This is a genomic window from Mesorhizobium sp. WSM4311 (assembly GCF_002295115.1).
Classification (GTDB): Bacteria; Pseudomonadota; Alphaproteobacteria; order Rhizobiales; family Rhizobiaceae; genus Mesorhizobium.
On the sequence record NZ_NSFV01000004.1, the window covers coordinates 226,912 to 238,507 of the forward strand.

Sequence of the window (11,596 nt, forward strand, 5' to 3'; positions counted from 1 at the left end):
TTGCCGAAGGCGCTCACGGAACTTGCCGCCGGCCTGCCGGAAAAGCCGTGGCTCAAGAGCTATCCGAAGAACGTGGCGGCCGAGATCGGTGCGTTGCCCTACAGTTCGATCGGCGATTTCCTGGTCGCCGCCTGCAAGCAGTTTTCCGCCCAGCCGGCCTTCACCTGCATGGACAAATCCATCAGCTATGCCGATGTCGAGCAGTTGTCGGCGGCCTTCGGTGCCTATCTGCAATCGAAGGGGCTGCAAAAGGGTGCGCGCGTCGCCATCATGATGCCTAACGTTCTGCAATATCCGGTGGCGATGATGGGCATCCTGCGCGCCGGCTATGTCGTGGTAAACATCAATCCGCTTTACACGCCGCGCGAGCTTGAGCACCAGCTCAAGGATTCCGGCGCGCAAGCCATCGTCATCTTGGAAAACTTCGCCAACACCTTGCAGGCGGTAACCGCCAGGACCGCGGTCAAGCATGTCGTGGTGGCGGCCATGGGCGACATGCTTGGCGGCCTCAAGGGCTCGATCGTCAACTTCGTCGTGCGCCGCGTGAAGAAGATGGTGCCGGCATGGTCGCTGCCCGGGCATGTCAAGTTCAACGCGGCGATGAAGGCCGGCGCCGGCCTTGGCTTCAAGCCGGCCAAGGTTGCGGCCGACGATGTCGCCTTCCTGCAGTATACGGGCGGCACCACGGGCGTGTCGAAAGGCGCCACGCTGCTGCACCGCAATGTGCTTTCCAATGTCGTGCAGAACGCGCAGTGGATGGAAGACGCCTATACGATCAAGCCGAAGCCCGCGCACCCGAACTTCATCTGCGCGCTGCCGCTCTATCATATCTTCGCGCTGACGGTGAACGCGCTGATGGGCATGCAGCAAGGCGCTCGCAACGTGCTCATTCCCAATCCGCGCGATATTCCGGGCTTCGTCAAGGAACTCCAGAAGTATCCGGTCCACATCTTTCCCGGCCTCAACACGCTGTTCAACGCGCTGCTCAACAATGAGGACTTCCGCAAACTCGACTTCAAGCCGCTCGTGCTGACGCTGGGCGGCGGCATGGCGGTGCAGAAGGGCGTCGCCGAACGCTGGAAGGCGTTGACCGGCTGCCCTGTCACTGAAGGCTACGGCCTCTCGGAAACCTCGCCGGTGGCGACGGCCAACAAGTTCAGTTCCGGCGACTTCACCGGCACGATCGGCCTGCCGCTGCCGTCGACGGAAATCGCTATTCGCGACGATGACGGCAACAATTTGCCGCTCGGCGAGGTCGGCGAGATCTGCATCAGGGGACCGCAGGTGATGGCGGGCTACTGGAACCGGCCTGACGAAACCGCCAAGGTGATGACCAAGGACGGCTACTTCAAGTCCGGCGACATGGGCTTCATGGACGAGCGCGGCTACACCAAGATCGTCGACCGCAAAAAGGATATGATCCTGGTCTCGGGCTTCAACGTCTATCCGAACGAACTCGAAGAGGTCGTGGCCATGCATCCGGGCGTGCTCGAAGTCGCGGCGATCGGCGTACCGGACGAGCATTCGGGAGAAGTGCCGAAGCTGTTCATCGTCAAGAAGGATCCGGCCCTGACCGTGGAAGCCATCACCGCTTTTTGCCGCGAGAACCTGACCGGCTACAAGCGGCCCAAATATGTCGAGTTCAGGACCGAATTGCCGAAGACGCCAGTCGGCAAGATCCTGCGGCGGGCTCTGCGCGCCTGATGCACATCGCCCAAAAGTGACCTCGGTTTTGGGAGAACGACATGCACCAAAACAAAGAGCTGAAGCGCAGCGCGCTTTAGCGGGGGGCCATCCCTCCGGCGACGAGGGACCGAGCAAGGATTTGCCAAGCCGCCGCCCGCGCCTCGACCCGGCGGAATTCATCAAGGCGAACATGCGCCTTGTGCCGGTGCCCAGGCTTGTCGAAATCCGGCTCTACACCGCCCACCCCGGCAGCGGGTTGAGACGGCTCGTCGATGCTGAAGACGATGCTGAGGCGGACGACGACGCGCCAGAGCCCCAACCGCCCTACTGGGCCTATGCATGGGCCGGCGGCGCGGTGCTGGCGCGCCACATCCTCGACAATCCGATGACCGTGGCGGGCCGTCGCGTGCTGGACCTTGGCGCGGGTTCGGGCATTGTCGGCATTGCCGCCGCCACGGCCGGCGCAAGCGAGGTGATCGCCGCCGAGATCGACCGCAACGGCGTTGCCGCCATCGGCCTCAACGCGGAAGCCAACGGCGTCGAGATCAGGATCGTCCACCAGGATATCACCACGGGTCCGCCGCCGGCTGTCGACCTCGTGCTTGCCGGCGACGTGTTCTACGGCCACGAGGTCGCTCTGCGGGTTACCCCGTTCCTCGATCGCTGCCTGGAAGCCGGTATCGAGGTGCTGGTCGGCGATCCCCGTCGCCATGACCTGCCGCTGTCCCGGCTGCGACTGCTCGCCGAATATCAGGTGCCGGATTTCGGCGACGCAAAAGACGCCGCGCTGAAACCGAGCGGCGTCTTTCGTTTCGAGACCGCGCCTGCGCTGGCGGGAGCGATCAAACCGTCTCCTTGACCCGCGTCGACAGGAAGTCCGGCAGGTCGGCTACAGAATCGAGGACGACGTCGGCAATGCCGGCCAGGGATTCGCGCGTGCCGGTGCCGGACAGCACGCCCACCGCCAGGCCGCAGCCGCCGGCGCGCGCCATTTCGAGATCGTGGCGGTTGTCGCCGACCATGGCGATCTCCGCCGACTTCAGGCCGGTGAGGTCGCAAAAGGCCTGGATGGTGTCGGGCGCGGGTTTGGGATTGGCCACCGCGTCGTAGCCATAGGCGGCGTCGAACAGTTGGGCGACGCCCAGCGTGACCAAGGTCTTTTCCGCGCCGCTGGTGGAATCGTTGGTGGCGACGCCAAGCCGGTAGGATCTTTTGTGCAGCACCGCCAAGGTATCGACGATGCCCGGCAGCGCCACCGCCATCGTCGAACCCTGCACCGAGGTGATCTCGTTGAAGCGCGCGACGGCCAGCATCTGGTCTTCGTCGGACAGACGCGGGAACCACAGCTCGACGACATCCATGTTGGTGCCCGAGGCAAAGATCGAATCGGGCTTGAAGCGCCTGTTGGCGAAATCGAAGCCGGCGGCCGCAAGCAGCCTGTCGGCCTTCCAGCGGTCGCCATCGGCGGCATCCATGGCCATGAAATCGGCGACGCCGAGCCAGGTCGCGTTGAAGTCGACAAGTGTCCCGTCCTTGTCGAACAATATACCCTTGATGTCTGCCAAATCAGTCACTCCGAACCGCGCAATTGGTGGATGCGTTCCACAAGGCCCCTGGTCGAGGCGTCCCGGTTTGCGGCGCTTTCCTTGCCTTCCACGACAGGCAGCAGGCCGGTCGCCAGCTCCTTGCCGAGCTCGACGCCCCACTGGTCGAAGGAATTGATATTGAACAGCGTGCCCTCGACGAAGACGCGGTGCTCGTAGAGCGCGATCAGCCGGCCGAAGGTACGCGGGTCGAGCTTGCGATAGAGGATGGTCACCGAAGGCCGGTTGCCGGAGAAGACACGGTGCGGCGCTATCTTGTCGACGTCTGCGGGCTTCATGCCCTTGGCCAGCATCTGCGCGCGCGCCTCGTCCAGCGTGCGGCCCTTCATCAGCGCTTCCGACTGCGCCAGGCAATTGGCGAGCAGAAGATCATGCTGGTGCTTCAGCTCCGGCTCATGGCCGACGGCCGCGGCAAGGAACTCGACCGGGATGAAGTCGGTGCCCTGGTGCAGGAGCTGGAAGAAGGCGTGCTGGCCATTGGTGCCCGGCTCGCCCCAGACCAACGGCCCGGTCGGCGTCGCCACCGGTGTGCCTTCAAGGGTGACGCCCTTGCCGTTCGATTCCATGTCGAGCTGCTGCAGATAGGCCGGCAGCCGGGACAGGCGCTGGTCATAGGGAATGACCGCGCGGGCCGGATAGCCGCAGATCACGCGATGCCACCAGCCGACCAGCCCCAGAAGCGCCGGCAGGTTCCCGGCGAGCGGGGCGGTGCGGAAATGCTCGTCCATCTCGTGCGCGCCATCGAGGAAGGCGCGGAAATTCCGCGGACCGACGGCGATCATGACGGGCAGGCCAATCGCGCCCCAGACCGAATAGCGGCCGCCGACCCAGTCCCAAAAGCCGAAGACGCGGTCCTGCTCGATGCCGAACTTGGCCACCAGGTCGAGCGCCGTCGAAACAGCGGCGAAATGCTTGCCGACCGCCTGCTTGCCGAGCGCCTTCTGCACCCAGTCGCGTGCCGTCTGCGCGTTGGTCATCGTCTCGACCGTGGTGAAGGTCTTGGAGGCGACGATGAACAGCGTGGTTTCGGCCTTCAGGCCCTTCAGCGTGTCATGGATATGGGCGCCGTCGATGTTGGAGACATAGTGCGCGCGCGGCCCGTCATGATATGGCGCCAGCGCCAGCGTCGCCATGGCCGGGCCGAGGTCGGAGCCGCCAATGCCGATGTTGACGATGTCGGTGATCTTCTTGCCGGTGGCGCCTAGCGCCTTGCCGGAGCGGATGGCATCGGCGAAGGCGCCCATCGCGTCGAGCACGGAAATGACGTCGGCCTTGACGTCCTGGCCGTCGACCGTGACGCCCTTGCCGCTGAGATTGCGCAGCGCCGTGTGCAGCACGGCACGGTCCTCGGTGATGTTGATCTTCTTGCCGGCGAACATGGCGGCGCGGCGGCCCTCGAGATCGGCAGCAGCGCCGAGCTTCTCCAGCAAGTCCATGGTGACGGCATCGACGGCGCATTTTGACCAGTCGAGCAAAAGGTCACCGTCGGTGGCTGAGAATGTCTGGAAACGTCGTGGATCGTCGGCGAAGGCCTGGCGCATGCTGGCAGGCGCCGCGGTGCGATGATCGCGCAAGGCGGCGAGCTGTTTCTGGAAGGCTGACTTATCCAATGGCGGGGAGCTCCTGGCGTTTTTCGACGTACTTTATCAGACCGGATGTTTCCGGCGCGTGTCGTCGCGACAAACCTATTGAGCCGAATTCCGTGCGGTCAATACGCGGCGATGCCGCATCGCATCACGATGCGATGACACAATGTGTCGATCCGGGCGGCCGCAGGGCTCCATTTCGGCTGAAGGATCACTGGCATAAATCCCAAAGATCAGAAAAATTGATTGGCGCAACCCCTTGTGCCACCCATACACTCGACTGGTCCAGCCAAATGAAAATGGCTGGCCATCCGAGGAAGATTTCCCATGCCACAGCGCAACGACACGGCCATATGGTCCGGCCTGTTCCGGATTTCGGCCGAATCCGGCCAAACCCTGCAGGCGCAGATCCGTCAGGCCATCGTGGCCGCCATTCTCGACCGTCAGATCGCCGCCTCGATGCCGCTTCCCTCCTGCCGCATCCTGGCCGAGAAGCTCGGCGTTGCACGCGGGACGGTGGTGCTGGCCTTCCAGCAGCTCGTCGACCAGGGGTTTCTGGTGGCGCGCGAGCGGCGCGGCCATTTCGTCAACCCCGACGTGCTGGCAACACCGGCCAAGCCGCACCAGAAAGCGCCCGACCAGGCCAATGAGATCGACTGGAAGGCACGCCGGCAGATCGCCGCCAGCGACATGCCGCCGCCGGCCAAGCACGAGAACTGGATCAAGTCGTCCTATCCCTTCGTCTACGGCCAGTTCGACCCAGCGCTGTTCCCGACCGCCGAATGGCGCGAGTGCAACCGCATGGCGCTAGCGGTGCTCGAAATCCGCAACTGGGCGTCCGACATGGTCGATCGCGACGATCCGCTGCTGATCGAGCAGATCCAGGCGCGGCTCCTGCCCAGGCGCGGCATCTTCGCCAATCCCGACGAGATCATCGTCACGCTCGGCGCCCAGAACGCGCTCTACATGCTGGCTTCGCTGCTGATGACCAAGGGTTCGAAGGTGGCGATGGAAGACCCCGGCTACCCCGACGCACGCTCGATCTTCCGGCTTGCAGGCGCCGACATCCAGCCGGTGCCGGTCGACCAATCCGGCATCGTAACTTCTTCTATCCCCAACGATTCCGGCTTCGTCTTCGTCACGCCCAGCCATCATTGCCCGACCATGGTGCCGTTGTCGGCCGAGCGGCGGCAGGACCTTCTGGCGCGCGCCAACCGGCACAACCAGATCATCATCGAGGACGGCTACGACAGCCAGCTTCTCGACGAGGCGCCACAGCAGGCGCTGAAGAGCCTCGATCGTTCGGGCCGCGTCGTCTATGTCGGCTCGATGTCCAAGACGCTGGCTCCGGGCCTGCGGCTCGGCTATATCGTGGCCTCTGCTGGACTAATCTCGGAGCTGAGGGCACTGCGCCGCTTCATGCTGCGCCATCCGCCGGCCAACAACCAGCGTGCCGTGGCGCTCTTCCTGTCGCTCGGCCATCACGAGGCGTTGGTGCGGCGTCTGTCGAGCGCCTTCGACGAGCGGCGCAAGCGTCTGGTCCATGCGATTTCCGCTTTCCTGCCGGAATGGCGCTCGACCGACTCGGCCGGCGGCACGTCACTCTGGCTCGAAGGCCCGCGCGGCACCGATTCCCGCGGTTTGGCCGAGGCCGCGGCCTCGCGCAGCGTCATCATCGAGCCGGGAGACCGCTTCTTCGACCGCACCGAAAAGCCTTCGCGTTTCATGCGGTTGGGCATTTCCTCGATTGCGCTGCAGCACATCGAGCCAGGCATCCGGGAACTGGCCACGGCCGCCGGACGCAGGCCCGCCGCCGCCTGATCCACGTATCCGATCCTTTGACCGGGGCCGCCCAATCGCGGCCCCGTTTCCTTTAGCGCTGGCATATGCAACCAGACCAGCTGGCTCATGGTCTGGGCCAATGCCGGCGGCATAGTCGTGGCACAAAGGGGAAGAAGCAGCCGATGGTGGACCAACCGCCGCCCTGTTTCCGAGAAAAGGTGGAGTGCCTCCATGTCAGTGGTTCTTGAAAAGCAGGAAGCGGCGGCGGATCAGCGCTCGCGCCGCTCCGGTGGACGCGAAGCGCGCCGCGCGATGCGGGCAGCGCCGCTCGCCGACGACATCAGGCCGGTGCGCGCCGGCCTCGAGGGCGGCAGCTACGGACCGTTGCGCGGCAACGACCAGGAGCGCATCCACGAGGCGGTGCTGACGCTGCTGGAGACGGTCGGTTTCGCCAATGCCATCCCCTCTTGCATCGAGGCGCTGACCAAGGCCGGCGCCACCTATGGCGATGACGGCCGTATCCGTTTCCCGCGCGCTCTGGTGCTCGATACCATCAAAAAAGCGGCACGCAATTTCACCTTGCACGGCCAGGATCCGAAACACGACATGGTGATCCAGGGCAAGCGCGTGCACTACGGCACGGCCGGCGCCGCCGTGCATCTGGTCGATGTCGAGAAGCGCGAATACCGCGAATCGCTGCTGCAGGACATCTATGACGCCGCCCGCATCGTCGACGGGCTCGACAACATCCATTTCTTCCAGCGGCCGATGGTGCCGCGCGACATTCCCGATCCGCTCGAAATGGACTTCAACACGCTCTATGCCTGCGTGACGGGTACGTCCAAGCATGTCGGCACCTCGTTCACGGTGCGCGAGAACGTGCAGCCGGCGCTGGAAATGCTCTATGCCATTGCCGGCGGCGAGGAGAATTTCCGCGCCCGGCCGTTCGTGTCGAACTCCAACTGCTTTGTCGTGCCGCCGATGAAATTCGCCGAGGACGCCTGCGGTGTGCTCGAGGCCTGCGTCGAAGGCGGCATCCCGATCCTGCTTTTGTCGGCCGGCCAGGCCGGTGCAACCGCTCCGGCGGCGATTGCCGGTGCCGTGGTGCAGGCCGTGGCCGAAGTGCTGGCCGGCCTGGTCTATGTCAACACCATCAAACCGGGGCATCCGGCAATCTTCGGCACCTGGCCGTTCGTGTCGGACCTGCGGACCGGCGCGATGTCGGGCGGCTCGGCCGAACAGGCGGTGCTGACCGCGGCCTGCGCGCAGATGGCGCAGTTCTACGACCTGCCGGGCGGTTCGGCCGCCGGCATGACGGATTCGAAACTGCCCGACATCCAGTCCGGCTACGAAAAGGGCATCACCGACGTGATGGCCGGCCTTGCCGGGCTCAACCTCGTCTATGAATCTGCCGGCATGCATGCCTCGTTGCTCGGCTTCTGCCTGGAAAGCCTGATCATCGACAATGACATGCTCGGCCATTGCCTGCGCTGCGTGCGCGGCATCGAGGTGACCGACGAAGCGCTGTCGATCGATACCATCGCCGAAGTCTGCCTGAATGGGCCGGGCCACTATCTCGGCAACGAGCAGACGCTGCGGCTGATGCAGACGGAGTATTTCTACCCGGCCGTCGGCGACCGGTTTTCGCCGAAGGAATGGAACGAGAAGGGCCGTCCCGACATATTGCAGCGCGCGATCATCGAGAAGAAGCGCATCCTGGCCGAGCGTTTCCCGCGCCACGTCGCAAAACTGCTCGACGACAAACTGCGCGCCCGCTTCGGCGACATGATCAAGCTGCCGCGCGCCAATATGGGTGGATAGCCGGTTTGCTGACCGGCATCATCGCCTGAACATCAATGCCCTAGAGCGTTTCACCGTTTCATGGAAACGGCGAACCGCTCTAACTCTTTGTTTTGACGCAATTCCGGACGGAAAACCGCTCACACTTTTCCTGGAATTGCTCTAGGCTAGTCGGCGCCCAGCCCGTAGCGCTCGACGACCTCTGCATTGATCAGCTTGGCGTGCAGGGCCATCAGCACGATCTGGGCGTCGAAACTGTCGCCGGCTTCCACCGCGGCCTCGATCCGGCGTTCGACGTCCTGCCGCTGCTGCAAGCCATGCGCGCTTTCGAAGGTTTCCGTACCGGCGATGCAATAGCTGAACAGCCGCGCCACGTCCGGATAGGCCTGTGGCGGCGGCTCGTCGGGCCAGCGATCCTTCATCAGATTGACGATGGTGAGCTTCACGCCCTCCGGCACGAGGGCGGGATGCAGGTCGGCGCCGCGCAATGCCGCGTCGAGCTGCCTCAGGTCGCCCGAGCGGCCGAACATGCCGAGAAAGCCGAGGGAAGAGCGCCGTGCCGCCATGATCATCCAATCCGTTTCCAACCACTTAGGTGGTTGGCCAAAGGAATACAAAGTCAGCGAACGGCACGAGCCAAACTTACGGCGCAGTTGAGATCGCTCCGCCTATATCGCGCCGGTGGCGAAGCCATAGAGCACCCCGAGCACCGAGCAGACTGCCAACACCGGCAGCATGCCAACCTTGAAGCGGAATACGGCCAGCAATGCGCCAATCGTCAGGACCAGCGAGGGGATGTTGATTGAACTCAGCACCGGCACGTCGACGTTCATGCCGAATCCTTGCCTTTCATGCAACTCGCGAAACAGCACGTGGAGCCCAAACCACACCGCCAGGTTCAGGATCACCCCGACGACAGCAGCGGTGATCGTCGCGAGCGCGGCGGACAAAGCCTTGTTGCTTCGCAAGTTCTCGATGTAGGGGGCGCCGAGAAAGATCCAGAGAAAGCACGGCGTAAAGGTGACCCATGTCGTCAACAGCCCACCCAGGGTCCCGGCAACGAGCGGATGAAGCGTGCCAGGCGCGCGAAACGCACCCATGAAACCGACGAACTGCGTGACCATGATCAACGGGCCAGGCGTGGTCTCGGCCATGCCGAGACCATCGAGCATCTCGCCAGGTTTGAGCCAGCCATAGGTCGTTACGGCCTGCTGCGCGACATAGGCGAGCACCGCATAGGCGCCACCGAAGGTCACCACTGCCATTTTCGAAAAGAAGATGGCTATGTCGGTAAAGACATTCCCGGGCCCGAACAAGGCCAACAGGCCGAGGACGGGCGTGAACCATAGCACCAGAAACACGGCGGCGATTTTGAGCGACCAGCCAAGGGTCGGCCTCGCATGAGCCGGTGTGTCTTCGCCCAGAGCTGTATCGGCATCGGCAACCTGCTTGCCGCCGACCTTGCCATGCCCGTTGCCGGCGATGAACGGCGCCAATCCGGCCCGACCGCCGATATACCCAATCACTGCGGCTGTGAGGATGATCAGCGGGAATGGCAGGCGGAAGAAGAAGATCGCGACAAAGGCGGCGGCGGCCAGCGCCACCATGACGTTGTTCCTAAGGGCCCGCTTGCCGATCCGCACCACAGCCTCAAGCACGACGGCCAGCACGGCGGCTTTCAATCCGAAGAACAGAGCCTGGACCGCGCCGACATTGCCGAAGATGGCATAGATCCAGCTCAGTGCCATGATGGCGACGACGCCCGGCAGCACGAACAGGCTACCAGCGACGAGCCCGCCTTTGGTCTTGTGCAGCAGCCAGCCGATATAGATCGCGAGTTGCTGAGCCTCGGGGCCTGGCAGCAGCATGCAGTAGTTCAGCGCATGCAGGAACCGCGTCTCGCCGATCCAGCGTTTCTCCTCGACGAGGATACGGTGCATCACTGCAATCTGCCCCGCCGGGCCGCCAAAGCTCAGTGCCGCGACCCGCGCCCAAACGCGGACGGCTTCGCCGAACGGAATGCCATGAGCCGGCGTTCCGGAAGGTCCTGCCGGCGTCGCCTTGATGCTCTCGGCCTTGTTCATCGGCTCGTCCCCGTTTGTTACCCGCGCTTGTTGCGGAAATATTGATAGAGATTGTCGAAGACGGGAGCGCCCTGGGCGACGCGTTGCTCGTCATCCTGATTGGCCATGGCGATCCCAGCGATCAGACTGGCAATGCCTGTTGCCTCTTCGCGTGCGAACTTGGCGTCCTTCAGATCGATATCGTGGACGATCTCCCCGATCGCCTGCAGTGCAGGATCAGTGAGACCCGCGCGAGCCAGTAACACTTCGAAGCTGCAACGATCACCCTCGTGCGTGAACTCGCCTTCGAACATGTCGAAACGCAGCTCCCCCGGGTTCGGGACGTAACCTTTGCCCGACACGAAACGGATCACAGCCGCTGGATCGATGAATCGACTGATCAGCCAACTGCACGCTATGCGATCGACGTAGACACCTTCGCGCGTGACCCAGGTCCGCCCCTTGAGATCGGCAAGCGTCCCTGCATCGGTCTTGGCCGGCCCTTCGGTCATTTTCTTGTCCTCCGTCAGTTGGGCCTCCACTCCCGCAATCAGGCCCTCCACCGGCAGGCGACTATTGGCGCCGAAGAAATCGATGGTGACGACATCCTTGAGCCTCTTGCGCAGGCGGCCAATCTGCGTCCGTGCCTCGGCCCGTTCCTCCAGCGTGATGGCCGTTTCGAGCTTCGCGGCAAGCGATCTGGTATCCCTGGCAATCTCCTCGTAGTCGGCATCTCTCGCGGTATCGAACAGCGCCCGTGCCTGAGGATCCGACAGACCATCTACAAGGCGCGCTTCGCAGACCATGGCCTCGCCGCCACCCTCGACGATCTCTTTCAGAAGCCATTCGAAATCCTCTTGCGTCTCGGCATTCGAGGGCAGCGCATAGACCGTGCTCTTTACGGCCACCGCCCCAATACCGTGCAGTCGCCGCCAGACCTTGACCCTGAAATAAGCCGGCTTGCTGGGCAGCTGGTGGATCAGGAGCAGCCAACGCTGCTCCGCTGATATTCCGCCTTCATTCATAGGGATACCGTATCATCAGATATCGAAAAAGCAACACTTGTATCATTTTA

9 protein-coding genes are annotated in these 11,596 nt (G+C 63.5%); 4 read left to right on the plus strand and 5 right to left on the minus strand.

What is annotated here, in order from left to right; translation table 11 throughout:
- On the plus strand, positions 1 to 1,704 hold the full coding sequence (locus tag CK226_RS11920; protein ID WP_245437736.1) for a long-chain fatty acid--CoA ligase: 1,704 nt from the start codon (positions 1 to 3) through the stop codon (positions 1,702 to 1,704).
- A gap of 16 nt (positions 1,705 to 1,720) precedes the next feature.
- Positions 1,721 to 2,545 (plus strand): methyltransferase, encoded by an 825-nt coding sequence (locus CK226_RS11925; protein ID WP_245437737.1) that lies wholly within the window; start codon positions 1,721 to 1,723, stop codon positions 2,543 to 2,545.
- Here the strand turns inward: CK226_RS11925 and CK226_RS11930 are convergent.
- Positions 2,529 to 3,251 (minus strand): HAD family hydrolase, encoded by a 723-nt coding sequence (locus CK226_RS11930; protein ID WP_095771741.1) that lies wholly within the window; start codon positions 3,249 to 3,251, stop codon positions 2,529 to 2,531. The genes CK226_RS11925 and CK226_RS11930 overlap by 17 nt on opposite strands.
- A 5-nt stretch (positions 3,252 to 3,256) precedes the next feature.
- Entirely contained in the window at positions 3,257 to 4,900 is a 1,644-nt protein-coding gene (gene pgi, locus CK226_RS11935) for a glucose-6-phosphate isomerase (protein ID WP_095791955.1), read from the minus strand.
- A 303-nt stretch (positions 4,901 to 5,203) separates the two neighbouring features.
- Here pgi and CK226_RS11940 point away from each other — a divergent pair, with 303 nt between their 5' ends.
- Together CK226_RS11940 and CK226_RS11945 are read left to right on the plus strand one after the other, a co-directional pair.
- Entirely contained in the window at positions 5,204 to 6,697 is a 1,494-nt protein-coding gene (locus tag CK226_RS11940) for a PLP-dependent aminotransferase family protein (protein ID WP_010913204.1), read from the plus strand.
- 192 nt (positions 6,698 to 6,889) lie between these two features.
- Positions 6,890 to 8,479, plus strand: coding sequence for a trimethylamine methyltransferase family protein (locus CK226_RS11945; RefSeq protein WP_095791956.1), 1,590 nt, complete (start codon positions 6,890 to 6,892; stop codon positions 8,477 to 8,479).
- Positions 8,480 to 8,625: 146 nt separating this feature from the next.
- On the opposite strand, the gene CK226_RS11950 is transcribed toward CK226_RS11945, so the two are convergent.
- The 3 genes from CK226_RS11950 to CK226_RS11960 form a co-directional block, all read right to left on the minus strand.
- The gene (locus CK226_RS11950; protein ID WP_095792156.1) at positions 8,626 to 9,024 is read right to left on the minus strand and encodes a hypothetical protein; all 399 of its coding nucleotides are present in this window, start codon (positions 9,022 to 9,024) and stop codon (positions 8,626 to 8,628) included.
- Positions 9,025 to 9,126: 102 nt separating this feature from the next.
- The gene (gene chrA, locus CK226_RS11955; RefSeq protein ID WP_095791957.1) at positions 9,127 to 10,542 is read right to left on the minus strand and encodes a chromate efflux transporter; all 1,416 of its coding nucleotides are present in this window, start codon (positions 10,540 to 10,542) and stop codon (positions 9,127 to 9,129) included.
- A gap of 17 nt (positions 10,543 to 10,559) precedes the next feature.
- On the minus strand, positions 10,560 to 11,546 hold the full coding sequence (locus CK226_RS11960) for a chromate resistance protein ChrB domain-containing protein (RefSeq protein ID WP_179301032.1): 987 nt from the start codon (positions 11,544 to 11,546) through the stop codon (positions 10,560 to 10,562).
- Positions 11,547 to 11,596 lie beyond the last annotated feature (50 nt).